The organism is Kordia sp. SMS9 (assembly GCF_003352465.1).
In the GTDB taxonomy this organism is placed as follows: Bacteria; Bacteroidota; Bacteroidia; order Flavobacteriales; family Flavobacteriaceae; genus Kordia.
The window spans coordinates 855,626-881,880 of record NZ_CP031153.1 but is presented as its reverse complement, the minus strand read 5'-3'; the positions used below and the strand labels follow the sequence as shown (position 1 = coordinate 881,880).

Sequence of the window (26,255 nt, the reverse complement as noted above, 5' to 3'; positions counted from 1 at the left end):
CTAATTTTAAAAAACAGGTATTTCTACTTGAAAGGATGTTATAGCAATGGTCACTTTTACCAATTTAGTAAAAGTGTGGAAGGAGAAAAGCATTGTACTTTGAATGTTCTCGCGAAAGCGGAAAAAGAGTGTATATATGATGTCAGTTTGATACAAGAAAACCTTACTAAGATCCATACTTGTCAAATCGAAATTTTAGTTTTGTGAATGGGATCGATGGTGTGTTTTATTTTTTAATGCATGTCAATATTTAGTATGTAGCAAATAGGGCAGTGGAAAGTGATATACTTCCAAGTTTGCACTGCCCTATTTGCTATATATTGTAATGTGTGTTTATTTCTTGATTTTAGGGGCGCCTATTTGTTTCAATTTTCCTTCTAAAGGAGTTATAGCATCTTTGATTTGCTTTAGTTTTGTGGTCATTTCATTGAAGAGCATATTGGCATTGTTCAAATACTTTAGATGTGACTTCGTAGGACCATACGTTGTATTGGCACTCGCAGCCCACATATAATCGCTGATGGTCGGATATTCATCTTTTTCACCAACTTCTCCACGCGCTTTACTTCCGCTAAATTGTTGCTCTAAATCTAACATTTGATCTCGTAATGCAAGCAGCTCGTTGTGCAGATTTTCATTACTCTTTGGAGCTCGGTCGTACGCTTTAAGCATGATGTTAATAGTGTTTTTGGTATCTCTAACATCTGTTCCTAAATCACTGACTTTCGTTGATAAGGAAGCCATCGTTTTCCAGTGTTCCACTATTGTATCGGGTGAACTTCCGGCTAATGCACTTTTACCAAATGCTTCTACAGCAAACGAAACTTTGTCGCCAATACGTGTATATTTTCCTTCAATTTGTTTATAAAGTTGTGCATCGTAGTTTCCTGGAGCTGCCATATATCCACTACCGTTTCTGTTCATGTTTCCAGAAGAAATAGTATAGGTCGGTTCTGTAGAAAGATCCCAACTGATTCGGCTAATTCCTTTGGTGTTTTTTGCCGGAATTCTTCTAAGGATATTACCTTTTGTATCGGAGATGAATAACCATAACTTAGGTTTTAGCTCCTTTTGTTCTGCTTCCAAAACAGACCATTCTGGTACACCAACCGTTCCTTTGTTTTTCTCAATTTCACTTTCTTTCTTTTTACGTTGGGCTACTTTCGATTTGTAACTGTCCTTGAGATAATAGGTAAACGCAACACCATACGGTGGATTGTCAGCAATAAAGAAATTATCACCTTGTGTAGCTTTTTTGGCTCTTCCTAATACTCTGCGTTGCATATACCACTTGCCGTTTCTTGGTTTGAATAATTGCGCTTCATTGTCAGCATTCATGGTACGTAATGCTGCATAATCGTCTAAGATATAAATACCTCTTCCGAATGTTCCAGCAATCAAGTCGTTTTCTCTTTTTTGAATGGCTAAATCGCGCACAGAAATAGTTGGGAATCCTCCTTTTAGTTGCATCCATGTTTTAGCTCCGTCAAGCGTGAAATATACACCGTATTCAGTTCCTAAGAACATTAATTGACTATTTTCATGATCTTGAACAAGGCGCCATAATAAGGTGCGATCTGGAAGGTTGCTTGCGATGTTTTTCCAAGTTTTTCCTTTATCAGAACTTTTAAATAGATAGGGTTGGTAATCTCCATATTTATGATTGTCAAATACAGCATACACTACATTTTCATCATATAAATCCGCTTTGATGTCATTGACAAAAGCTGTGTTTGGTAATCCGCTGATTTTTGAAAAATCTACTTTTCTCCAGGTAGCACCTCCGTTTTCGGTTACTTGAATGATTCCATCATCCGTTCCAGCATAGAGTAATCCTTCTTGCTTTGGTGATTCTGATAGTGATGTAATTGTGCTATAATTGGACATGGCATAAATGTCCCAAGCATTATCCCATTTTTGCTTTTTTCCATAAAAAGGTGTTTGAATACGCTCAATATTATTGGTTAAGTCACCTGAAATTACTTGCCAAGAATCTCCTCGGTCGTCAGATTTCCACACGCGCTGTGAAGCATGATAAATTCGCTTCGGATTGTGTGGACTGACTAAAATAGGAGCATCCCAGTTATAGCGTTCTGTTTTCTCGCCAACATCTGGTTGTGGTTTGATATATACGTTTTCCCCCGTAATTCGGTCATGACGATTGAGATTCCCTTGTTGCCACTGCGCATAGACGATATTAGGATTTCCAGGTTCTGTGGCTGGCTGATGCCCATCTCCGCCTAATACAACAAACCAATCTGAATTACGAATGCCATTGTTATTATCTGTTCTAGAAGGACCGCCTTGTGTATTGTTGTCTTGTGTTCCACCATAAACGTAATAGAACGGTTTAGCATCATCCACGGCAATTTTATAAAACTGTGTTACTGGCAAATTGTCAATAAATTTCCAGTTTTTAGTTTTGTCGAAACTTTCATACAAACCACCATCACAACCTACTAAAATATAGTTAGGATCATTTTTTTTGAAAGCTACAGCGTGGTTGTCTACATGTTTTTCTGATTCATTCATTTGCGTAAACGTCTTTCCGCCATCAAATGATTCTAGCATATAGTTATTTGCTAAATACAGATGGTCAAATTGATGTGGCGATGCATATAATTCCTGATAATAGTGAGGTCCCGTACCACCCGAAACCGCATCGCTCATTTTTTTCCAGGATGTACCTTTATTTTCACTTTTGTATACACCACCTTTTCTTCTATCCAATTCGATTGCGGCATAAATGATATCGGGTTTTTGTGGAGAGATTGCCAAACCAATTTTACCCATATTGCTACTAGGTAAACCAGTGCTCAACTTTGTCCATGTTTCACCACCATCTATTGATTTGTGAATCGCGGTTCCAGGACCGCCGCCCAAGTAGCCTGCAACCGTACGGTGACGTTGCCAAGTAGCAGCATATAGCACGTCTGGGTTTCTTGGATCAATCAACATGTCTGTAGCACCAACCCATTCTGCATCACCAAGTGTGCGCTTCCAAGTGTTACCGCCATCTATTGATTTATACACACCTCGCTCGCCACCACTACTCCAAAGCGGTCCTTGTGAAGCTACCCACATTACTTTAGAATCTGTTGGATGAATGATAATTTTAGATACGTGTTCAGATTTTTTAAGTCCCATGTTTTTCCATGATTTCCCGCCATCTTCACTTTTGTAGATACCGTCGCCATAGCCAATATGTCTTCCACCTACATTTTCTCCAGTTCCTACCCAGACGATTTCTGGATTTTGCGGATCGAGCGTAATACAACCTATGGAATAACTTACTTGACCGTCAAAGATAGATTTCCAAGTAGTTCCTGAGTTTTCAGTTTTCCAAACACCACCAGAAGCCACTGCTACGTACCACACATTTTCGTTATCTGGATGGATCACAATATCGGCAATTCTACCAGACATGAATGCTGGACCAATACTTCTAAATTTTAGACCATTATACATGGAACTGATATCTTTTTTCTTGTCTTTTCCCTCATCGTTTTTTTGTGCATAACTAGTAGCAACTAACATGAGAAAAGCAAAAGTTACATTTAGTACTCTTGTCATCTTTTTTAGCTTGAATAATTTAATCATTTTGGTTGTTTTTTGATTGATCATCGAGATTTGAATACTCCGACGCTTTCGTCGAAGTGGTTGATTTTCTAAAAATAAAAGAAATTAAAAAAGATACGTTACGGTTTTAGGAATTTAACATAATGAACTCGTATTGTACTTTTTCTATTCTATTTTTAGAGAAAAAAATAGAACACTATCATGATAAGGTTATAAACTTGAATTTTGGCAGGTGAATACATCTAATGCCAATTTGATTCTAAAAAGCGACTATAGAGGGGAAGTTGCTTTGGGATTATAGAACGCCACAAATGCTTTGCATAGGAACGTATTCGTAAGGAACTAGGATGCCAAATGAACGAGTCTATATATTGTATTTTATAGTTAAACTGGATAATTTCCAAAAAAGGTAGCTCTAGTTGAAATACGATGTGCTACAGAGAACTTTTATCAACAGGATAAAAGTGTGGTAAGAAGTATAAAAATGGTCTTTGAATGTTTCTGCGGAAGCGGAAAAATCTTTTTTTAACAGTATAGTTAAAGTTTCTTAAAAGAATCATAAATCAAAAAAAATGAATATCGTTTGTCGTAACTTTGAGATAATCAAAACATAAATAGTATTAACTTAAATTTTTATTATGAAAAAGAGAAATTTAAATTCTTTAAGATTAAACAAGAAGTCTGTAGCGAAATTACACGTATTTGGAGGAAAACCTCCAGCATCTTACAATTGTGGTGCTGATCCAGCTGGACCAGGTGATGAGCCACACGAATGGTTTACAGATGCAGCTGAGCGTGCTTGTGAAACTTTCGACGGAACAGGCTGTTTCTAAATAAAAAATAACATAATTGATATAAAGCGAGCTTCGGTTCGCTTTATTTGTTTACAATCAGTTGTGATTACGCATCAAATAATCGAAAATCTTTGTCAATTTGTACATCGGGAATTCCGTCGTATTTGCCTTCTAGGTAATCTTTTTCGAAAGAAGCATCTTTGCGGATTTTTTTGTCGTAGAGTGATTCCATCGTAGTTACACCAAATTGATCTTTTTCCGTGATAATGATTTGATCGCGGCGGAAAAGTTTGCGTTTCGGGTTGATCAACGACGGATTGTGCGATGCGAAAATCAACTGTGCGCCATTCGGATTGTTTTCTTTGGAGTTGAAGAGTTCTACAATGGCTTTGCTTAAATGTGGATGCAATTGCGCGTCAAACTCATCAATAATCAAGGTTTTTCCATGCATGAGTGCATCAATGATGGGTCCTGCAAGTGCGACATATTTTCCTGTTCCCAACGATTCGCTGACAAATAAGTTGAAGTAAATATTGTCTACTTCTTCGTTGTTTTCGTCATAGATGATGTGTTTGGTACTTACCACTACATTTTCTTCATCGGATTCTAAAATCATCTTCCGAATTTCTTTAGGAACATTTCCTTTCTCCAAAATTTCTTCTGTAAGTTTGAAACGTTCTACTTTAGTTTCGGTAAATCCTAAATCGGCACTCGCAATAAAATTGTCAATATATTTTTTCTTTTCAGGATCGTCCATCATATCAATGGTAAAGTTCACCGTATACCGATCTTGCATTCCCGAAATGTACTGCACATTGCTCAACGCTTTTAAGATGGCCATTCCGGTGGGAATATTAAATTGTGCGCAAACTGAAAGAAATAAGGCGTTTTTTCGCGTGATAGACGTTAAATTGCTACTTGCGGCATCGTATTTTTTAGTGACGGTAATATTTTGAAAATCGCGTTCAAACAGGAGTTGTTCTTTATTTTTGGTTGTCATATACAACCATTCTTTGTGAACTTCCGTGTCGTCCACTTCAAAACCATAGCGATATTTAGCCGCTTCATACACAAATACCAATTCAAAAAAGCTCGGTTTTTCAATTGTTTCTGTCGATAAGCAAAACGGTTGTACTTCTATCGGTTCGTCCGATTGTGAATCTTTGGAAGAATTTAAAATAAACTTTCGTGCAAATTTAATGGCTTTAAATAAATTACTTTTTCCATTCGAATTGGCGCCGTAAATAATCATACTCTTCAACAATGTCACATTTTTCAAGGAAGTTTGATGCAAGTTTGCATCGCGCAATTCGGTAAGTGACGTCGCAGTAAAATCAATAGTCATTCTATTTTTGAATGATAAATAGTTTTCTACTGTGAATTTTACGAGCATTGAGGTAATTTTTTAGGTTTATTCTGTACAAATATATCAATTTATACGAAAATATCGTATAAAAATGCATTTTTTGTTTTGGTCAGTAGAAATAAAAGTATATATTTGTGCGTGTTTTTCTCATAAAAGACAATTTTTTTAAAAGAAAACTACAAGAATTCACGGAAAAATCGCAAATGTCGTATAGATTGTTAAAAATGAGGATGGTCGCTGAAAATTTTCCATGAAAATGCAAACCAAATTATAAATTACACTAGAAAGAACGTTCATGATAAAGAGAGAATTTCCTTTTTACCGACAGTTAGATCAAATGGATTGCGGACCAACGTGCTTGCGGATGGTGGCAAAACATTTTGGACGTGCCTACACTATTGATTTTCTACGAAAGAAAGCCAATATTACCCGTGAAGGTGTTTCCCTTGGCGGAATTGCTGAAGCTGCCGAAGAAATTGGATTACACACACTTGCCGTAAGTGTTGATTATAAAACGTTGGTAGATGATGTTCCGTATCCGTGTATTGCACATTGGAGACAGCGTCATTTTGTGGTAGTTTATAAGATAAAGAGAAATAAAGTGTACGTTGCCGATCCTGCACACGGTTTGGTAAAGTATTCTAAAGAAGATTTTATAAAAGGTTGGATAGGTTCTTCAGCCGATCCAGATGCTGCCGAAGGTTATTTGTTGCTGTTAGAGCCAACTCCAGAGTTTTACGAATTGGAGAAGGAAGAAAAGAAAGAGTACGGTTTTAAGTTTCTTTTTTGGTATTTTAAACCGTATAAAAAATACATACTTCAGTTAATTTTAGGATTGCTGGTCGGGAGTTTGCTGCAATTGATATTTCCGTTCTTAACGCAGTCCGTAGTGGATTACGGTATTAATTATCAGAATAAAAACTTTGTCTTTCTGATCTTAATTGCGCAGTTAACGTTATTTATTTCGCAAACCACGGTCGAACTGATTCGGGGTTGGATTCTGCTACACATGACGAGTCGGATCAACATCAACCTGATTTCCGATTTCTTAATCAAGTTGATGCGTTTGCCGATTGCCTTTTTCGATTCTAAAAATACAGGAGATATTATACAACGTATTTACGATCACAACCGAATTCAGAGTTTCTTATCGTCTACAACCTTAAACACGCTGTTTTCTGCCTTTAATATGTTTATTTTTGGTGGCGTTTTGGCGTATTACAACATGCAAATCTTTATTGTATTCTTTGTAGGATCGGCGTTATATATTGGATGGACATTATTGTTTATGAAGAAAAGAGCCGAACTCGATTACAAACGTTTCGATCAATCTTCCGACAACCAAAGTAGTTTGTATCAGTTGATTTCGGGAATGCAAGAAATTAAATTGAACGGTTCTGAACGTAGAAGACGTTGGGAATGGGAAGCAATTCAAGTGCGTTTGTTTAAAATTTCGATCAAAGGATTGGCGCTTTCGCAGACACAAAATACAGGTGGACGATTTATCAACGAGTTAAAAAATATCATTATTACGTATATCGCAGCGACTTCTGTAATTGACGATCCGTTGTTTACCTTGGGTATGATGCTTTCGGTTCAGTATATCATTGGACAGTTAAACTTACCTATCAACAATTTTATTACGTTCATTCAATCTGGACAGGATGCTAAGATCAGTTTGGAGCGTTTGTCGGAGATTCACAATAAAGACGATGAAGAAGATCGTTTTGAAGAAAATATCAAAGAATTACCAGAAGATAAAACCATTAAAATGACCAATGCGAGTTTCCGTTACGGTGGAAAAAGTTCGCCATTGATTTTGGATGATCTTACCGTAGAAATTCCAGAAGGAAAAGTAACGGCAATCGTTGGTGCGAGTGGTAGTGGAAAAACAACGCTGATTAAGTTATTGTTGAAATTCTACGAATTTAACGAAGGTTCACTGCACATTGGACCACACAAGTTGGGTGATATTAGTACCAAAACGTGGCGAAGAGCGTGCGGATCGGTAATGCAAGATGGTTTCTTGTTTGGCGATACGATTGCACGAAACATTACCGAATCAGATTCCGAAGGAATTATTGACAAACAACGTTTGATTCACGCTGTAAAAGTGGCAAATATTGAAGATTTTATTGAAGAATTGCCATCGGGATACAATACCAAAATTGGTTCCAGTGGTGTGAATGTTTCGGGAGGACAGAAGCAGCGTATTTTAATTGCGCGATCTGTGTACAAAGATCCGAAGTATATTTTCTTTGACGAAGCTACCAGTGCGTTGGATGCGAATAACGAGAAAGTCATTATGGAGAATTTACAAGAATTCTACAAAGGAAAAACCGTAGTGGTGGTGGCGCACCGTTTGAGTACGGTAAAAAATGCAGATCAGATTATCGTGTTGGATAAAGGAAAAATTATCGAATTAGGAAATCACGAAGAGTTAACCGCTAAACGCGGAGCATATTACACATTAGTAAAAAATCAATTAGAGCTAGGAAATTAATATGGCTAAGAAGAAAGATAAACCAGAAGAAAAGAAGGAAGAGAGACGCAAGAAAATTAATGATCTTGATGAACGTTCCGATCAGGTCAAGGAAATCCTTGGTCAAGCACCGAATTGGGTAATCCAATGGGGAATTTCGGTCGTGTTTATCATAATTATTATGTTTATTGTAGGATCTTCTTTGTTGAGTTACAACGATATCATTCCGGCACGAGTAACGATTACTTCAGAAAATCCGCCCGCACATTTAACGGCGAAAGCTTCAGGAAAACTCACAAGTATTTTTGTAGAAGCTGGGCAAAAAGTACAAGTGGATGAAGTATTGGCTGTGATTGAAAATACCGCAGATTTTGAGGATGTACAGTTTTTAAAAAAGAAATTAGAAGATTTTATACCAAGTGAGCGCGATTTTGATTCGTTGAATTATACATTTCCATCAAAGTTAAAATTAGGACCGATTCAAGCCGTGTACAATCAGTTTAGAGCGCAGTATTTAACGTATTTGAATTATATTATTTTCAATAACGAAAAGAATCAAGCGTCCAATATACGTTTGCAACTGAATAGAGTTCGAAACCGATTGCGCAACAGTCAAAATCAATTAGAATATCAAAAATTAGAAGTTGCCAATACCAAAAAGCGGTATGAAAAGTTTAAGCGTTTGTATGCGAGTAGAAGTGTTTCTGAGCGTGAATTTAAAGATCAAGAAAATATATATTATGGTGCAAAACGCGCGTACGAAGGAACGCTATCGAGCATTGAAAACGATCAAAATTCCATCCTAACCTTAGAAGGAAATCTGCGTCAAGCTTCGGTTGGCGATAAGAGTTCAGAGATTTCGACCGATCAAAATTTGGAGCAAGCCAAGCAAGATTTGGAGAACCAAATTTTACAATGGGAACAGCAATTTGTCTTAAAATCGCCCATCAAAGGAGAAGTAACGGTTTTTGACATTTGGTCAAAATATCAAAATGTAAATGTGGGACAAGATTTGTTTACCGTAATTCCTGATCAAATTGAAGGTATTATAGGACGTGTTTCTTTTCCAGTAGCGAATTCAGGGAAAATTGAAGTTGGACAACGTGTTATTATCAAATTAGACAGTTATCCGTACCAAGAATGGGGAAGTTTATCGGGTGAAATTATCAATATTTCAGGAGTTCCACAATTAGATGTGCAAGGTGGGCCGCCGATGTATGTGGCATATTTAAAAGTAGATTCTTTAGAAAGTTCGTTTGAAAAACCGATTGATTTTAAGCAAGAAATGGAAGGAACGGCAGAAATTGTTGTGGAAGAATTGACCGTAATGCAGCGAATTTTCTACCAATTGCGCGAAGTGTTTAGCCGAAAATAAGAGTTACATTTTTTCATGATTATTTATATAAATGGAAAGCCTCAAATGTCATATTTTGAGGCTTTCCTTTTTTATTTAGCAGGCAAACAAGCAAGATAAAATAGCTTGTGTATTGCATGTTGGATCATTTGAGCCACCATTACCACCAGTTCCTCCTCCTGGACAATTTGATGTGATTTCGCAGCCATCAATGACACCTGTAAGAATACAACCTGGTGCTGTAGATTCTCGATTTCCTCCTTTAACACTTAATTGGTTTAATTCTGCAATTCTTGATTTTGTCAAACTTAATTTGTTCAATCCTAATTTTTGTTTTTTCATGATTTAAATTTTTTGTGGTTCATAAAAAATACATTCTTAGGTATTTGGGGAACAATCATAAAGGTAACGAAGAAACGACGGAAATTGTATGTGCGAATTGTTAATTAACAAAAAAAGCCTTCAGTAACATACTGAAGACTTTTTACTTTGTATACTTTGTTTTAAGGATTAACCGCCAATCCCACAACCTACTGTTTCTATTCCTCCTGGATCAATTGTACGAGTTCCAGTTGTATTCGTGTTTGTGGGACATTCTTCAGGGTTACGTATTGAATTCATGCATTCTTCATCCAATGTTACAGGTGGCGGTGGCGGTGGTAATGTTGTGCAAACACCATTGGTTGCTCCTCCTAATAGGATATGGGGATTTCCTATGCGAGAGATTTTTACTTTTTTCAGTTTTAGTGATTTCATAATAATCTTTGTTTTTGTTTAATATGTTAAATGTCTAAAAAAAAATGGAGATATGTAAAAAGTATGAGTGATGTTTTATAAAGCGTCACTTATGTAATTTGTTGATTTTCAAGGTTTTTTATGTAATTTGATGGGTACATATTGGTTTGTGTTTTAAAAGCTCTTGAAAAGGTTTCTGGACGTTTAAAACCAAATTCTTCAGCGATGGCTTTGACGGTATATGAGCGTAATTTAGGATTGTTCTTCAGTTGGATCAAGGCAGCATTGATGCGTAATTCAGACAGGTACGATTTGAATGATTTTTCTTTATGGGTGTTGATTACGTTCGATAAATATGTTGTATTTGTTTTTAGTTTTTTGGCGACATAGCTTAGTGTACAATCCTTTCGTAAGTAAAATTCTTTTTCCTCAAATTTTTCTAAATCCTTTAGAATTTGTAATGCGTTTTTATCAGTTACTGTATTTGAAGTTTCTTTGGGAATGATTTTTTGTGAATTCTTTTTTTTAGGTTGTTCTAATTTTTCAATGGTGATTAACAACTCTTGGAAGCGTTTTTTATTACGTTTTTGTCTTTGTTTAAACCAAATAAAGAAACTAACTAATATGGTTAAAAGAATCCCAGAAAAAACATATAAGTATTTGGTGTTTTTATCTAACGATTCAATTTCCTCTTGGAGTGGAATAATGTCATGTTCTTTATTGATTCTATTATTTAAAGCAATATCGAGGCTGTCATTTTTTTTATCTAATTCATAGAACATTATAGAATATTCATTTGCTTTTTTCGAATTTCCTAATAGGGAATGCGCCAAATCTAAGTATCTGTAGACTTCTTTTTTTTCTTGAAAATCTAATTTGAACTCGTCAGAAATCGCGATTGCTTTTTCTAAATATTCTACTGCTTGGGAATTATTTCCCAATTCATAAAAACTTTTTCCAATGTAAAAATAGGGTGTTGCTAAATTGGAAAGTTTATTTGTGTTTTTATAATATGTTTCAACTTGTCTAGAGTATTCAATACTTTTTTCAAAATTTTTATTTTGATACTCTATAATAGCCTTATTCATGAAGCCCCAGTAATAAGCATCGTGAAATTCTTCTTTGGGAGATAGTTTTAAGGCCAAATCATTATAATGTTCAGCTTCTTTAGGTTTTTTGATTCTGAGATAGGTATCTGCCAATTGCATTAAAACAGTACGTTGATTATTTTTTTTCTTTTTTTCATCGCCATCATACTGCTCTAGAAGTTTTAAGTTTTCTAATAAAACATTAATAGCCTCCTCATAATCTTTATGGAACTTTTTTATAAAGGCGATGCTAATATTTATTCTTGCAATAAATAATGGATTATCGGTAAGCTTTGCGTATTTTTTTGCTTTAAGATATAAATCTAAACTTTCATGATGTTTGTTTTGTTCAAATAAATTATTACCCTTTAGGCTATGACTTTTATATAGTAATACATTATCACTAATTTCAGTTGCAATACGAATTACTTCTTCCAAATCTTTAGTAGATTCGGAATATTTGGTTAGATAGTATTTAGAACGCGCAACATAATATTTTGCAATTACTAATTTCTCTTGATCACCATTTTTTTTTGCTAATTCATAAGCTGCTGCAGCATACATATTGGCTTTGGCAGGATCTTCATAGAAAGTTGTATCATACAACCCAATCAATTCCTCATACGATTTTCCTTGTAACGAATCGGTTTGTGCATTTAGCGAAAGCGAACAGAAAAAAAGAATTGCAATACCTGTAAACAGAAGTGTGGAAGAAGAAAGTTTTGTAAGATACATTCTTTAAGTATTAGGGTGAATCGGTCTATACAAGTATAACGGTTTTATGCGGAGAAAAAAAATAATACCAATTTACATTTAAAATGGTGTTTTGGATACGAAGTTGCTTTGGCAGTTTAGGACGCCGTGAATGATTTGCATGAAAGTATTCGCAAGGAACTAGGATGACAAATGAACGAGTTTATATGTTACATTTTATAGTTTAATTGGTATAAGCTGTAAGGTGATTCATTTCGTATAAAAGGATGTGACATAAAAAAAAGCTATCTCCTAAGTAGAGGTAGCTTCTTTTCAAGTGTATTTAGTTGGTGATGTTTTATTTTAAATTCCTAATCTCTGTTAATATTTAGTCCTGTTGCATTTCCAAGTGTTGTTGTAGTGCCATTTGTGCCTGGTCTGCATGAATCATCATATTTTGTGTCTAATGTATAGGTAACAGGATGGTCTGGCTTGTTTGCATTTTCAGCATTTTGTGCGCCACCAACAACCATGTGTGGATTACCGACTCTAGAAATTTTTATTTTCTTAAGTTTTAACGATCTCATAATAGTTTGTGTTTAATTAACTTTAACAATATCTGAAAATTTCCTTGTAAAACCAGCAATTACAAGTGAGTTTTTATAAAAACTCACTACTTATTCTTTTGATTTTCAAGGCTTTTTATGTACGCAGATGGATACATTTCTGTATGTGCTTTAAACACTCTGGAGAAGGTTTCAGAACGCTTATACCCAAACTCTGCGGCAATAGCTTTGATAGTATACGAACGTAATTTTTCGTCATTTTTAAGTTTGATCAATGCAGCATTGATTCGCAATTCAGAAAGATACGTTCTAAATGGTTTTTCTTTGTAAGTATTGATCACATTGGAAAGGTATGACGTATTGGTTTTTAATTTTTTTGCTACATATCCAAGTGTACAATCCAATCGTAAATAGAGTTCTTTTTCTTCAAATGCTTCCAAAGCTTTTAAGATTTGTAATACGTTTTCATCTGTGATAGGATTGTGCGTTTCTTTACTTATGATTTTTTTAGAAATTATTTTTTCCTTGGGTTTTTCTAGTGTTTCAATTTTGACCAATAGTTTTTGAAAACGAAGTTTGTTTTGACGTTGTTTTCGTTTAAACCAAATGAAAAATGCGAGTAATGAAATCACTAAAATAATTAGCGAAATATATAAGTAGGTCTCGCGTTTTTTCTGTTTTTGATTGGTGGTGTCTAACGAATTAATTTCTTGTTTGAGCGGCAGAATGTCGTATTTTTCATGAAGATCATTGTTCATATTTGTATTGATACTGTCATTTTGCTTGTCTAACTCTGCAAATTTTTTAAAATAGAGAATGCTGTTTTGTTTGTCTCCAGTGCTGGCGTAGCATAGCGCAAGAAATTCATATACTTCCTCCAATTCTGGGGTGTCTATTTCTTTGGTTTGCACAATATTCTCAAATTTTTTAAAGTAGAAAATGGCACTGTCGTATTTTTTTAGTTTTAGATAACTTTTTCCAATATATAAATAGGGCGTTGTAAGCGATTGCTCGTTGCCAAAATCTAGGATGGATGTAATGGAAGCTTTGGACGAAGCAATACTTTTTTGATACTGTTGCTGTTGAAATTGTATGATGGTTTTATTTGCGTTTAAATACAGATACAATTCTTTGTATTTATTTTTGGTTGCGAGTAGTAGTCCTTCTTCGGTATAGGTTTTTGCAGTATTGTAATCTTTCATGCGAAGATATGTTTCGGATAAAAATGCCAAGCTGGCGACTTCTAACCTTGAAAGCTCATTTAAATTATGTTCCCGAATGGTACGTAAGTTTTTCTTGAAAATAGCAGCAGCTTCGGTCAAATCTTTGGTTTGCTTTTTAAGGAAACCAATATTGTGTGAAATTTGTAACACATCATTTATATTCCCCATTTCATCGGCTACATTTTTGGCGATTAGGTAATTGTCAATAGCCGTTTTATAATCGCCACCTATGGACGCAATATTTCCTTTTAGGCAATAGTTTTGTAAAATTAAGGAGTCGTTAGCGAGTTGTTTTCCAATTTTTAAGGAAGTATTGGAATAATAAGTAGCACTGTCATAGATGCCTAAATTATAGGAAAGCGTTGCTTTTTTATATAAAGATTGTGCAATTCTTTTAGGATTGTTTTCCTGTTTTGATCGTTGGTAAATGATTTCTGCATATACTTTTGCAAGTTTAGGATTGTTGTGCCGCTCTATTTTGTATAATTGTTCAAGTTCATTGTACGATTTCCCCTGTAACGAATCGGTTTGTGCATTCAGCGAAAGCGACGACAACAAAAGAAGCGTACTAAGTAAAAAGGAAACTATTGATATGAATTTGCATTTGGTATACATGTAGTTGGCGTTGAAATCAATCTATACAAGTATAACAGTTTTAGAGAGAGAAAAAAAATAAGTACGCCAAAACACCTTTCGGTAGGTATTAAAAACAGCGTATGAAAAAGACGGTTTGAAAAGTCAAACGCGCGTCAAACCGTCTTTTGTGTACTATAAAACAAACGAATTTTACTTCTTGTTTTTGTTTTTATTCATGTGCTTTTTACGCGCAATCATCGATTTGTAGTAGCGATATAAGAAATCGTAACACACCATTTCATGAATACGGTTTTTCGATTTAAACAAACGATTCATCAACATGTGCAAATAACTTCCCATAAGGTCATTAATTGGCATGATGAGCGTTTCGTCTTCTTTGTGCTTTATAATGGCTGCTGCAATGTCTTTAATGCCTTCTTCTTTTTCCTTTAATACATCCAAAATAGGTTCGTAATCAGGATTTTCATCGGCAGTAAATACCATAAATTCTTCAATTTTTTTGCGCTCGGCTCTAAATTTGTCGTCCAATTGTTTTTTTAACGGTCGCGCCATACCAAATTCGTTTCCGAATCCTGTTTTTAAACGATCCATCATTTCGAGTTTTTCATCGTCATTGTAGCCATAACTTCCTAAATGTGAATCCATTGCTCTGAGCGAAAATAACCAGCGCAATTCTTCGCCTTCGTCACCTTCAATCATGTCTACAAAATCCACAATCATTTTACTATCGTGATAAAACATCGCTTCGGCCAACTCCATCGTATTCGCGCCATAACGTTCTATTTCACGCTGATAGGTGTCAATTTGAATTTTATAAATTAAATCTTGATCGATAAATTCTTTAAATTTTGGATACAATCCGTTGATGATGAAGCCTACATTTTCAGGTCGTGTGTAGTGAAAACGAACACGAATATGGTGTTTTGGATCGGCATAGCGAATAAAAAACCATTTGTCAATAATTCCGTGCTCCATTAACTGCTCTGCCACAGGTTTGATGATTTCCGTTAACACAGCATCGCAGGTTTTTGGTCCAGTATAAATTTTATAATACAACCAACTGTCTCCTAGGATAAAATTTCTTTGTATTTCGTTACTCATTGCTCTGCTTGCTTTGTGTTAATTTTTGTTCGTTATAAAATGAAACTACGACTTGGTTGGTGTAATATTCATTTCCTTCTTTTACGACTCCGCGTTCGCTGAACAGGAATTCGGTAAGTTTGAATGAACCTCGTTTGCTCACGGTATCCAGTAACATGCGTACGGAAGTAAGGTTTCCAAAGTTTACAAGCAATTCATTATCTCCATCGGCAAGCATGACGTATTGCGGAATTTTTAGACTATCGCGCAACGTTTGAATTGCTTCCGTAAGTTTGTCATTGTCGTTTTTGCTTTTTAGCAACGGTTCAATGTGACTTTTCTTCATATTCCATGTAGCATCGTGAAGAATTAAGTTATTGTATTCTACACGTGGCAAAAAGTCAAATTCGTTGGCAAAAGGACCTAATCCAAAACCAACGCCACTACGAATGCCTTGCGTTTGCATATCGGCTAGAAAGTGATAGATGGGTAAGGAATTATGTGAATAGTTGTGCGCATTGGTTAAGTGTGGCACTATTTCTTTGTCATTCTTTTTGGAACGAAGCAATACTTTGCTCATTCCTTTTACAGACACCATTAAGTCATCAATTGGCAATTGATCTTCTTCGTCTTTGATCGATTTTGCTAAATACGGAATTTCGTGTTTGCGCAAATCAGGACGCATTAAAATGTTTCCAACTCTCGATTCTGGAAGATGCACAATTTCGGCTAGGATTTTGTCTTTGTTCATTTCGGCTTCCAAATCCACCATTTCTTGCGTATACGCGAAAAGTTCATCATCACCATGACAAAAACGTCCGAGTAAGTTTGCTGCACTCGATCCGCCACCGCCGCTAAATTTTATTTTGTGTTCGCCGTTTTCACCTTCTAAGATTTCAATCATGCACGAAAGTGTATCTGGCATATCGTGCCAGTTGAGATCGTACTTTTCAAAATCTTTGTCGTTAATGTGAATGACATAATCGTCATTTTTAAAGGCTTCAATCAGTTTGTTTTGAAAGTAACTATTGATGCCTGACCAACGCACTTCCATCACAGGATTTTTTGCTTGACGTCCAGGAATGACAATATTATCTACGAGCGGATTCACGTCTCCAGCACCTTGATCTTGCTTGTAACCAATCCCAATTTCAACGTCTAAGGCTGTAGAAAGTGGCACTTCACGTTCTTCGAAACGTTCGTGGAAGGCATCTCTAAATTTCGTAAGTGTGGTGGTGTTTTGTGGAAAAGTGATTCTATTTAGTAAGGCAAAACCTTTTTGAATGTCTTCTACAACCTGTGTACTCAGTGTATTTTTGGCATTTTGTAATACCATATCTGTTTGGAACATGAACTTTAGTTCAAAGTCCGTTTCTAATTGTTGTAAAAACTCACTGAGTTCCAAGTATACTTTTGGATTGTTTCCAATAGATTGGTCAATTTTATTGATTTTACTATCTGCTTCTTTTAGTGCTGCCAAAATGCCTTCAACACCTTTCAAACGTTCTAAAACGGAACAGATTTGCTCTAAGAATTCAGGTCCAGAAACCGATGGTTCCAATTCGCTGATTAGTAACTGGCTCGATACTAATTCTTCAATAAACTCGGTAGATTCTTCAATTGTAATTTCATCATCTACTAATAGTTTTGCCAAATCTGATAAAGAGGCTCCGTGCGAAGCTTTTTCTAACACAACCGCTAAATATTCCGTATCGTCCACCGCTACAATATGGTGATGTCTTCTACTGTTAAAATATTTGTATTCAATGTAGCGTAATTGCGGTCCTGCTTTATAGATACTTGAGTTTGGATAGAAAAGTAGTTGTTCTCTAATTTTTTTATTGGTGACCAAATCTTGCGAAAGCGCCACCAAATAGTTCATGTCCAAACGCGTATGCCGTTTGTTTTGCGCAGAACCTTTGAGTTTGATATCGGTTTCTTCTCCAAATTCACCTACCGAACATCCTGCAAAGAGTCCAAAAGGCGTACATCTGGAAGACATTCTAGAGATATATTTTAAGATGGAATAGCGTAGTTTTTCTTCTTTTTTAGCATCGTCCATTTCGCCAGCAAGCCAACGGTTCATTTCTTCAAACAATGATGGTGAGGCTAAAAATAAGGCTTCTCTCACGATAGGATTTTGACAAACGGTTTTGAAATCTTCATCAGCGATTTCTTTGTTTTTTGTCAAATCTTTATAGGAAGTGAATGAGAAAAGTGGTGTTCGTAATATGTATTTCGAAAAATTCTTATATGGATTTTTACTCATTTGTTGTTAGCTTATCATTAAACATTCATCCCAATTGGTATCGTAATCTGCTAAGTAATCTAAAATTGATAGGCCAATTCCAGCAATTCCTTCGAGTAAAGATACTTCTGCCGCCCAACTCTTGTCTACACCTTTCCATTGTTTGTATCCTGCATATCCGTCTTCAAAAGTTCCTCTGTTAATTCCGTCTTGAATCCAAAATTCGAATGCGTCTTTAAAATCTTGATCGCCCGTTTCTTTGTACATTCTTAGGAACATTTGTGCATTTCCATACGATCCATGACAAATACCTGCGTCACGCACCAAACTGTCTTCTACAGCCGTTCTTTTGGCAGCATGTTTTAGTACTTCCAAAGCTGTTTTTCCTAAGGCTTCATCATTCAAGGTTTTGGATGCGTACCAAAAACGCATGGCAACACCTAAATCGCCATAACACCAAGCCAAACGACTTTGTGCGTTTTCGTCTTCCTCTTTGCCAGTTACCCAACTTGGGAAAATAGAGAATGGATCTTCTTTGGTTGTTTTAAAGTTTAGGATGTATTTTACAGCACCTTTCAATAATGGTTCAGACTTTTCTTTGAAATCGTCTTGTTCGTGAAATTTGGTTAAGATTCCTACGATACTAGACATTCCGTGTGACAAGCTGAGGTTATAGCCTCTTTCTTTGGTTTCAATACTTAGTTCAGATTCCCAACGTAATTTTCCATCGCCAGCATCTTCCGACAAGCCTTCTAAGAGGTCGATAAATTCATTGATAAAACCTCTGTATTTTTCTTTTAATTCGTCCGATTTTGTGTTTCGGTACCGATTTAAGAAGTAAAATGCATATCCGATAGCTCCGTGAAGAAAATCGTAATTTCCGTTCTTCATATCGGTGACCATAAATGTGTAAATGTATTGGTCTAATTCAGGCAATAAATCGTCATTATCGGCATCCATAAATTCTTCTTGCTCCAAATGATCTAATACCCAACCTGCGCCTGCAATTCCGGTACAGAATGTAGGATAACTGTAACCTTCATTGATTTTGTCAATACAATTGGTCAACATTTCTACGCCAATATCAGCATGATCGTCAATATCAAGATATTTAGAATAGTAAAACTCAAATAGTGAGATTCCGCCAAGTCCAGCTAAGACTCCAATTTGAGTTTCTTCTTCGTATTTCGATTTAATAATTTGGTCAATTTCTTTTAACTTTTTTTCTAATAGCTCCTTATTCATAATTTTTCAAGTGATTCAAGTTTTGGTCTACATCAAATTAAAGGCTTTTTTTAATCTATTACAAGAATAAGCAATAGTAATTCGCCCCTAAAATGATAAATATGTTATCGAAATTTATAAAAAAGAAGGACAATGCTGCATTATTTTAATTTTTTTAGCAATTCTTTAGCTTTTTCGTAATTATAGTTAGTAGGATTTTTAACTAAAGTATTGAGAATCTTCTTAGCTGTTTCGGCATTGTTTTGTTTTAAATAGGTAAGTGCCAAATACCAATACGCTTTGTGATGATCAATAGTATTGCTATTTTGTAAGGCATCAAACGTTTGAATGGCTTCGTGATAGTTTTCTAGCTCTAAATAAGAAACTCCAATGTACAACTGAATTTTTGGATCGTACGTAGTACTTTTTTGTGCATATTCTTTGAAAATTGTCAATGCTTCTTGATACTTTTCTGCTTCAAATAATGCTTGTGCTGTGGCACGTGTATCTTCTGTATCTCCTTTTTCTACAAACGATGGCAATGCATTCCAATTGTGGTATTGCTCAAAGGCTTCATTGGCTGTAATTGACTGCATAAACGAAAAATAAAACAACGTAATTACCGCCGCCACTGCAACGGCAGAAGAGATGACATAGAAATATGATTTTTTGCTCTTGGTCGTTGTATTTTGTTGTTGAATATCTCGAATTTTCTTTGATAAATTGGCAACATCGTCGGTTCGAAATTGATTGGCAAGTGCTTTTACTTCTTCGGTAGAAGCATTGCTTTGTATGTTCCAGGTATGTTCGTCGTATACACTTTCCAGAGAAGCACACGTTGCTACAAATGATGCGAGTTCTGTATCATTTTCTAAAGAAGCTTCAAAGGCAATTTTTTCGGCTTCGTCCATTTGATTGTTTAAATACGCCGCTATTTGCTCGTATGTTGTTTCATCAAAATTCATAATTTCTTTATTTTGGAAAACTTATCATCTTCCTGAATTAGCTTAGTTAATTTGGTTTTGCATTTAAAAACGCGTTGTCTTGCCACTACTTTGGATGCGTATGAAAATGTGTTTACAATTTCATCATACGAAATGCCGTTGAACAACAGTGTTAATACTTTTCTGCAATTTTCAGAGAGCAATTGAAATTTTTCTATGTACAATTCCCACTGTTCTTGTTCAAGCAATGCAAACGCATTTTCTGTTTCTTTATCTTCAAGTTCAACAACCTTAGATTTTGTTACCCGTTTTTTATTTAATTCTCGTCGCCAAAGATTTTTACACGTAGTAAAAAGATAGGCTTCAAAAGAAGATTTAATAACCAATTCTCTGTTTTTGAGTCGAATATACAATTGAATCAATGCATTGTGAAAAACATCTTCGGCATCGGTGATAGCGCCATTATTTCGCAACACGAATGTTTTAACTTTTGAAAAAAATCGATTATAAACTTCTTGCAACACGGTTTTATCTCCTGTGCGTAAGCCTTCAATAAAATAAGTATCATTTGACATAAAAAAAGGGATCACTAAAAAAGCTGTACTAAAAATAATGAAATAAATCGGGTAACAAAACTTCTTACATGGAACTATTTTATGAATTAATTCATTCACGAGGCGGATTCCGAAAAGCCTTAACCTAAAAAAAGAGTAGGAACTAACCAATTTAACAACATATTACTTATGAAAAAAGTTATTTTAAGTATGTTTTGTGTATTCTTGCTATGTTCTTACACCGGACTATTTGCTCAAGAAATTTCGTTACAACAGCAACGTATTGAAAAAGTAGAGCAAAAAATTAGAGCATTCACACAAAAAAACATACAAAATGTTCCAGAGGAACAACTAACAAAGTATAAAAATTCGTTTGAGCTCGGAGAGCACGGATTTTTATTTAACAATTTATCAGACCAAGAAAAGCGAGAAGCTTTAGATGCTTATAAAGTACGATATCTGAGAAATGAATATTTTAGAACCTTTCCTAATGATGCAGACAGTTATACGCTAGAAATGGCTCCTGTTTGTTTAAACGGTGATTTTGAAGATGGAAATTTTAATAATTTCCAAGGGTTTTCTGCAATTGACGATCCAGGAGGGCATACATTTGGAGAGTGTGGCGCCGTACCAACAACTGGTGTAGGAAACTTTGCTTGGAATCCAGTAAATATTTTTAGCGGAACCGCAAACTTTGGAATGGTAACAGCTGGGACTGATCCACTTATTGCAGCTAACGGCGGTACATTGAACAGAGTTAATAATGGAAACTTTGCAGCACGTATCAATGCTTCAACACCTTGTACACCAGACCACGGAATTGATCGATTGGTAAAGCCAATTACACTTCAAGAATCAGGTGACCAACAAGTGCGTTTTAGTTATGCGTTAGTGGCAGAATTTCCTAGTCACCCTAATGAAAATCCATTTTTTATTGCAAGAGCATTAGATGCAAATGGCGTTGAATTAGATCGTCTTTGTGTGATCTCAAACCCTGCAAACAATCCTTTTTTCAATCAAATCAACAACCCAGTCAGTCCCAACGGGAATAATTGTAATTATACAACTATTTTGTGGCAAGATTGGACATGTGGTATTTTAAATATCTCTGGAAATGCAGGTGACATTATCAATCTTGAATTTATAGCTGCCGATTGTGCTCGTGGTGGGCATTTTGGTTATGCGTATGTAGATGATATTTGTGCAGAATCGTGTGAAGGAGGACCAAATTTCCAAGGAAGTATTGAGTTAGATCCTTTTGATCCTTGTGAAGTTACATTGCCATTTGATGTATGTGCAGCGTTTACCTTACCGCAATTAAATGGACAAACAGGAACAATTAATAGTACATCTTTGGATATTTTGCAAAATGGACAAGTACAACAAACACTAACCAACGGAGTAATTACAGGAAATCAAGTTTGTTTTACTGTAAACGCAAATGATTTTCCTTCCCAAACTGGGGGTTATGATTTCCGAGTAAATGTTACATTTAATATTGGGAGTGGTACACAAGATGCGAGTGATACACAAACAACTCCAGGACAAAATAATGACTACATTTTCAACAATCCAGATTGTTGTGATATTGCTGCTAGTGTAACCAATGTTGTATGTTATGATCAAGGAACTACCGATCCTAGTGATGATACATGGTCTTTTGACTTAACAGTTACAAACTCTGCTGGAACTTTTTGGAACGCTACCACACCAAATAGCAATTCTGGTGGATATGGAGGTACTTCTACCATTTATATGGGACTTATTTCTGGATATAATAATTTATATGGATTCCAAGTTTCCGATGATGCAGATCCGAGTTGTTCAGTTAATCTTGCAGTAGCCGTACCAGAACCATGTTCGCCTCCATGTGAGTTAGACGTTGAGGTGGTAATAGGCGAGTGTGATGATAACGGAACTCCATCAGATTATTCAGATGATTTCTATAATGTAAGTGTAACTGTAACTGGAACCAATGGATTGCCTTGGATGGCGAAACAAAAATTGGTAAGCAACGGTAATGAAATCGTTCTCGACAATGTAACAGGTGATGTCACCAACTATTCGCTAGGATCCATAGATGTAAGTGATGGAAATTGGACATTGTGGATTGGTCTTACAGATTATTTTGATTGTTTGGAAGACATCTTCATTGAAGTACCAAACTGTTGTAATGATGAGCCGTACATTTCTCCATACTGGCAACATCCAGCTTGTCCAGAAGTAGTATGTACCGCAGATCAGTGGCCAATTCATGTGCTAAGTAGTGACGGAACTCCAATAACTTCAGCAGGTGGAATTATGATTTCATGGGATAATTTAGATACACCTGTCGATGAAAATATTCTAGGAGACTTTATCTATGCTTCTCCATTAGAAAACTGGCAAGCAACCATTACCTATCCGAATGGATGCGAATATATAATTACGTATTTTGAAGATTGTTGTGATGAAGATATCTTTATCAGAGTATTGGAATGCCCAACTCAAGGTCAAGTGCAAGAATATGCAGTTTCATTAGAAAAAGAACTAGCAAAAACAACTTCTTTAGCAAAAGCAGCGGATGCTGTAAATGCACAACAAGCGCAAGTTCAAGCAGAACTTGATTTAGTAAGAGCTTATATGGATGCAATAGCCAATAGCAATGGGGAAGATTGTGATCCGTGTGATTTAGGAATTGTATTTATTGAATTAGTCGATGCTGCTGGAAACGTGATTGACCCGAACGATTATCTAACATTTAGCTGGTCTGATGGAGGATTTGGAGCTATGCGTGCCTTCCCATTACCAATGAGTGGTCCAGTTTGTTTTACAGCTACCAACATTGAATATGGTAAAGAATGTGTGTATCAAGACTGTTTCTTCTATGAATGTGAAGAGCCTTGTCCAGTACCTACAGACTTACGATTTGACTGTAGAAGTGCTGGTATGAGTTGGACAGGCGATCCATCATTAAACTACGTAATAGAAGTTACTTGGGATGATCCTAGCTGTTGTGAACCTAAATATCCACCAACTGCGACTCGTTGGGAAGTTACAGGAACATCTACACAATTACCATTTATTAAAAACTCTAACTGCCTCAGTTGGAAAGTAGGAGTAAAGTGTAAAGATGAAATTATATGGTCAGATTCACAATGTGTATACTGTTACGGAGTTGTGAAACCAACAGATGACGAAGTGCCTCATGAACCAACAGATGTAAAAACGGAGGCAAAAATTTCGCCAAATCCGAATGACGGTAATATGAATATCGAAATATCAGGTAAAGACAAAACAAATTTTATGCTTAAAGTATATCGTTTTGACGGCGTCTTAATCAAATCGTTCGATAATAATCGTATAGAAAATACCGCAACGACGATCACTTGGAATGGTAGATCAGTATTAACACCAGGAATGTACTTCTTTGTGATTACTACAGATACAGAAACCATCACTAAAAAAGTCGTTATTAAATAAAATAAAAACACACTAAGTTTTAAAATCCCAGTCAATTTAAGTGACTGGGATTTTTTGTTTTTTAGGGAAACTTAGTACCACACATCTCATGTATATTTTGATAATACCAATTTACATTTAAAATGGTGTTTTGGATACGAAGTTGCTTTGGCTGTATAGGATGCTGTGTATGGTTTGCATAGCCTTAGCTACGGAAAGTATTCGCAAAGAACTAAACTGCCAAATGAACGAGTTTATAAACATTATTTTATGTGTAAATTGGTATAATTCATATAAAATCAATCGTTTAAGTTAAAAAAAAGAACTAATTTTCTAACAATTCCTACCTGTCATTTAACCTTTAAAACAATTTTTTTAAACTTTTACAGCATAAGTTGGGTAACAAAACTTCAGCTTCCGAACTATTCTATGAATGCGTTCATGTTACAGGGCGAATCCGAAAAACCTGTCACCTTAAAACAGAGTAGGAATAATCAATAAAACAAACATTTAGTAGTACAAAACGTGTATTGCCAAACGAGTTGAACAGATCAGACTTAGTAAAAATAATGCTGTAAGCATCACTAAACAAGCATGCACAAAAAAATAATAATGCAAGAAGATTCTAACGCTTCACACCTAGCAAGAATTTTTAATACCTAAACCGCTATTATTAAAAAATCACATCATTAATTTAAACTTAGAACAATATGAAAAAAGTAGTAATATACTGTATTGCTTTACTATTGACGATGATAGTAAGCTGTCAAAAAGAAACACTAGATCAAGAAGAAACTAATATTGCAAAAGAGACGGAAAACTTTCAAAAAGGAGGAAATGCGGCTGGAGAAATAGGAAATGAGCTTGTTATTCTATATCCAGATGGAACCACAGAAGCCGAAAAAATATTAAAAAGAGCTGAATATAATGTGCTAGATTATAAAACCTGTAAATGCGCAGATCCAAATTTGGAACTTTGGATTTTTGAAGAAGATAAAAATCCAAGTGGCGGCGGCGGATTAGAAGAAAAAAAAGGAGTCATAAAAGGAGATGAAGAGATTGAAGGCACAGAGTATAATCCAAATATCAAGATTTATGAGGATGTATTTGTTGATTTCGGAGGTGTTGGCATCACAGATGACGGATTACTCAAAAGAGTAAGTGCCAATCAAGGCGTTACAGTAGCAGTATTAGATACAGGTATCATGTATGATTATCCAGGATTTACGGGATCATTTTTATACAATAGTAGTCAAAACGCTTGCACAGATAATGGGTACAATGAACTGTTTGGTTGGAATTTTGTAGATCAAGATAACAATCCGTACGACAATCACAGTGGTAGACACGGAACCATTGTTACAAATTTCATTGCGTCTCAATTAAAAGCTGCCAATGTAAATTATCAAATATTACCTGTAAAAGTCGCAGATCGAGCAGGAAATATTGAATATTTTGATGCTTTATGTGGTTTTCAATACGCTGCTAGTAAACCAGATGTTAACGTAATCAATATGAGTTTTGGTTGGAATCATGAAAATCGTGAATTGTTAGGAAGATTCATAGAAAATGCAAACGATGTTTTAGTAGTTACTTCCGCAGGAAACAAGGGACTTGATAATGATGTTATACCACATTATCCATCTTCGTATGAATCTAATAACATCTTAGCTGTAGCAGCCATGGCGGGAGTAAACGGTAACTCCAACGCACATATTGAAGGCGTGTATACAAATCCGCAAGGAACATCTAGCAATTCCAGTTTGGCAAGTTTTTCAAACCGAGGTATCTATTCTGTAGATATTGCAGCTTCGGGAGAATATATTCCGTTTGTATATAACAATGAAACACTCTACGTTAGCGGAACTTCCTACTCTGCGGCATTAACCTCAGGATACAGTGGAGCTCTATATCAATCGGGAATGTCAGGAATACTACTAAAAAATACAGTGATAGAAAATGCTATTTATGATCCTAATTTGTCAGAAATACAATATTCAAAACACATTCCTGATTAAGTACATAGTTTAAATTAGGTTTAGGTAATCTTGCATTTAGACTATCAAAAAGAGGAGTCTCGTCAACTCCTCTTTTTCCTATTCAATTTCTGGGTCATCTTTAATTATTACTTTCTTTTCTCCACCAAGAATCATATTGATAAGGTTGCTGGAAACTTGAAATTGCTTACATTGTGTAAAGTTTTGTTGGTTTTTCATAATATAAAGTTTTTGTATATAAATAACTTGATAAAAGAAAGATTTATTGTGTTGACTTATCAGTATTCTAA

Annotated in this window: 17 protein-coding genes; 5 read left to right on the top strand and 12 right to left on the bottom strand. The window is 35.5% G+C overall.

The genetic code is table 11. From position 1 onward, the window contains the following. Positions 1-333: 333 nt before the first annotated feature. A complete protein-coding gene (locus KORDIASMS9_RS03980) occupies positions 334-3,573 on the bottom strand; it encodes a glycosyl hydrolase (RefSeq protein ID WP_114905138.1) in 3,240 nt (1,079 codons plus the stop codon). A 644-nt stretch (positions 3,574-4,217) separates the two neighbouring features. Between KORDIASMS9_RS03980 and KORDIASMS9_RS03975 the strand changes: the two genes are divergently transcribed. Further along, positions 4,218-4,412 (top strand): hypothetical protein, encoded by a 195-nt coding sequence (locus KORDIASMS9_RS03975; protein WP_114901597.1) that lies wholly within the window; start codon positions 4,218-4,220, stop codon positions 4,410-4,412. Positions 4,413-4,479: 67 nt separating this feature from the next. Here KORDIASMS9_RS03975 and KORDIASMS9_RS03970 read toward each other — a convergent pair whose 3' ends face one another. Continuing rightward, positions 4,480-5,766 (bottom strand): ATP/GTP-binding protein, encoded by a 1,287-nt coding sequence (locus KORDIASMS9_RS03970; protein WP_114901596.1) that lies wholly within the window; start codon positions 5,764-5,766, stop codon positions 4,480-4,482. 268 nt (positions 5,767-6,034) lie between these two features. On the opposite strand from KORDIASMS9_RS03970, the gene KORDIASMS9_RS03965 reads away from it, so the two are divergent. Both KORDIASMS9_RS03965 and KORDIASMS9_RS03960 read left to right on the top strand, forming a co-directional pair. After that, positions 6,035-8,242, top strand: a complete 2,208-nt coding sequence (locus KORDIASMS9_RS03965) for a peptidase domain-containing ABC transporter (protein ID WP_114901595.1) — start codon at positions 6,035-6,037, stop codon at positions 8,240-8,242. 1 nt (position 8,243) lies between these two features. Continuing rightward, positions 8,244-9,596: an HlyD family secretion protein gene (locus KORDIASMS9_RS03960; RefSeq protein WP_114901594.1), complete on the top strand. Its 1,353-nt coding sequence runs from the start codon at positions 8,244-8,246 to the stop codon at positions 9,594-9,596. Between the two features lie 75 nt (positions 9,597-9,671). On the opposite strand, the gene KORDIASMS9_RS03955 is transcribed toward KORDIASMS9_RS03960, so the two are convergent. The 10 genes from KORDIASMS9_RS03955 to KORDIASMS9_RS03910 form a co-directional block, all read right to left on the bottom strand. Further along, positions 9,672-9,917, bottom strand: coding sequence for a hypothetical protein (locus KORDIASMS9_RS03955; protein WP_114901593.1), 246 nt, complete (start codon positions 9,915-9,917; stop codon positions 9,672-9,674). A gap of 168 nt (positions 9,918-10,085) precedes the next feature. Continuing rightward, positions 10,086-10,331 carry a hypothetical protein gene (locus KORDIASMS9_RS03950; RefSeq protein WP_114901592.1) on the bottom strand — a complete coding sequence of 82 codons (246 nt, stop codon included), beginning with the start codon at positions 10,329-10,331 and terminating at the stop codon, positions 10,086-10,088. 89 nt (positions 10,332-10,420) lie between these two features. Further along, positions 10,421-12,004 carry an AraC family transcriptional regulator gene (locus KORDIASMS9_RS03945; protein WP_162819750.1) on the bottom strand — a complete coding sequence of 528 codons (1,584 nt, stop codon included), beginning with the start codon at positions 12,002-12,004 and terminating at the stop codon, positions 10,421-10,423. A 458-nt stretch (positions 12,005-12,462) separates the two neighbouring features. After that, positions 12,463-12,678: a hypothetical protein gene (locus KORDIASMS9_RS03940; RefSeq protein ID WP_114901590.1), complete on the bottom strand. Its 216-nt coding sequence runs from the start codon at positions 12,676-12,678 to the stop codon at positions 12,463-12,465. Positions 12,679-12,764: 86 nt separating this feature from the next. Next, on the bottom strand, positions 12,765-14,495 hold the full coding sequence (locus tag KORDIASMS9_RS03935; protein WP_114901589.1) for a helix-turn-helix domain-containing protein: 1,731 nt from the start codon (positions 14,493-14,495) through the stop codon (positions 12,765-12,767). A gap of 171 nt (positions 14,496-14,666) precedes the next feature. Further along, positions 14,667-15,578 (bottom strand): thiopeptide-type bacteriocin biosynthesis protein, encoded by a 912-nt coding sequence (locus KORDIASMS9_RS03930; RefSeq protein WP_114901588.1) that lies wholly within the window; start codon positions 15,576-15,578, stop codon positions 14,667-14,669. Continuing rightward, positions 15,571-17,826, bottom strand: coding sequence for a lantibiotic dehydratase family protein (locus KORDIASMS9_RS03925; RefSeq protein WP_114901587.1), 2,256 nt, complete (start codon positions 17,824-17,826; stop codon positions 15,571-15,573). Before KORDIASMS9_RS03925 ends, KORDIASMS9_RS03930 begins: the two co-directional genes overlap by 8 nt. 6 nt (positions 17,827-17,832) lie before the next feature. Then, complete coding sequence (locus tag KORDIASMS9_RS03920) at positions 17,833-19,050, bottom strand: lanthionine synthetase C family protein (protein ID WP_114901586.1); 1,218 nt, start codon at positions 19,048-19,050, stop codon at positions 17,833-17,835. Between the two features lie 140 nt (positions 19,051-19,190). Next, the gene (locus KORDIASMS9_RS03915; protein ID WP_114901585.1) at positions 19,191-19,994 is read right to left on the bottom strand and encodes a tetratricopeptide repeat protein; all 804 of its coding nucleotides are present in this window, start codon (positions 19,992-19,994) and stop codon (positions 19,191-19,193) included. After that, a complete protein-coding gene (locus KORDIASMS9_RS03910; RefSeq protein WP_114901584.1) occupies positions 19,991-20,548 on the bottom strand; it encodes an RNA polymerase sigma factor in 558 nt (185 codons plus the stop codon). The genes KORDIASMS9_RS03915 and KORDIASMS9_RS03910 overlap by 4 nt, the downstream gene beginning before the upstream one ends. A gap of 168 nt (positions 20,549-20,716) precedes the next feature. Here KORDIASMS9_RS03910 and KORDIASMS9_RS03905 point away from each other — a divergent pair, with 168 nt between their 5' ends. Both KORDIASMS9_RS03905 and KORDIASMS9_RS03900 read left to right on the top strand, forming a co-directional pair. Then, a complete protein-coding gene (locus KORDIASMS9_RS03905) occupies positions 20,717-23,989 on the top strand; it encodes a T9SS type A sorting domain-containing protein (RefSeq protein WP_114901583.1) in 3,273 nt (1,090 codons plus the stop codon). 689 nt (positions 23,990-24,678) lie between these two features. Continuing rightward, a complete protein-coding gene (locus KORDIASMS9_RS03900; protein ID WP_114901582.1) occupies positions 24,679-25,986 on the top strand; it encodes a S8 family serine peptidase in 1,308 nt (435 codons plus the stop codon). Positions 25,987-26,255 lie beyond the last annotated feature (269 nt).

Excerpts from the sequence above, each read along its gene's own strand:
- KORDIASMS9_RS03980 (WP_114905138.1), bottom strand. The coding sequence starts at position 3,573 with ATGACAAGAGTACTAAATGTAACTTTTGCTTTTCTCATGTTAGTTGCT.
- KORDIASMS9_RS03975 (WP_114901597.1), top strand. The coding sequence starts at position 4,218 with ATGAAAAAGAGAAATTTAAATTCTTTAAGATTAAACAAGAAGTCTGTA.
- KORDIASMS9_RS03970 (WP_114901596.1), bottom strand. The coding sequence starts at position 5,766 with ATGCTCGTAAAATTCACAGTAGAAAACTATTTATCATTCAAAAATAGA.
- KORDIASMS9_RS03965 (WP_114901595.1), top strand. The coding sequence starts at position 6,035 with ATGATAAAGAGAGAATTTCCTTTTTACCGACAGTTAGATCAAATGGAT.
- KORDIASMS9_RS03960 (WP_114901594.1), top strand. The coding sequence starts at position 8,244 with ATGGCTAAGAAGAAAGATAAACCAGAAGAAAAGAAGGAAGAGAGACGC.
- KORDIASMS9_RS03955 (WP_114901593.1), bottom strand. The coding sequence starts at position 9,917 with ATGAAAAAACAAAAATTAGGATTGAACAAATTAAGTTTGACAAAATCA.
- KORDIASMS9_RS03950 (WP_114901592.1), bottom strand. The coding sequence starts at position 10,331 with ATGAAATCACTAAAACTGAAAAAAGTAAAAATCTCTCGCATAGGAAAT.
- KORDIASMS9_RS03940 (WP_114901590.1), bottom strand. The coding sequence starts at position 12,678 with ATGAGATCGTTAAAACTTAAGAAAATAAAAATTTCTAGAGTCGGTAAT.
- KORDIASMS9_RS03935 (WP_114901589.1), bottom strand. The coding sequence starts at position 14,495 with ATGTATACCAAATGCAAATTCATATCAATAGTTTCCTTTTTACTTAGT.
- KORDIASMS9_RS03930 (WP_114901588.1), bottom strand. The coding sequence starts at position 15,578 with ATGAGTAACGAAATACAAAGAAATTTTATCCTAGGAGACAGTTGGTTG.
- KORDIASMS9_RS03925 (WP_114901587.1), bottom strand. The coding sequence starts at position 17,826 with ATGAGTAAAAATCCATATAAGAATTTTTCGAAATACATATTACGAACA.
- KORDIASMS9_RS03920 (WP_114901586.1), bottom strand. The coding sequence starts at position 19,050 with ATGAATAAGGAGCTATTAGAAAAAAAGTTAAAAGAAATTGACCAAATT.
- KORDIASMS9_RS03915 (WP_114901585.1), bottom strand. The coding sequence starts at position 19,994 with ATGAATTTTGATGAAACAACATACGAGCAAATAGCGGCGTATTTAAAC.
- KORDIASMS9_RS03910 (WP_114901584.1), bottom strand. The coding sequence starts at position 20,548 with ATGTCAAATGATACTTATTTTATTGAAGGCTTACGCACAGGAGATAAA.
- KORDIASMS9_RS03905 (WP_114901583.1), top strand. The coding sequence starts at position 20,717 with ATGAAAAAAGTTATTTTAAGTATGTTTTGTGTATTCTTGCTATGTTCT.
- KORDIASMS9_RS03900 (WP_114901582.1), top strand. The coding sequence starts at position 24,679 with ATGAAAAAAGTAGTAATATACTGTATTGCTTTACTATTGACGATGATA.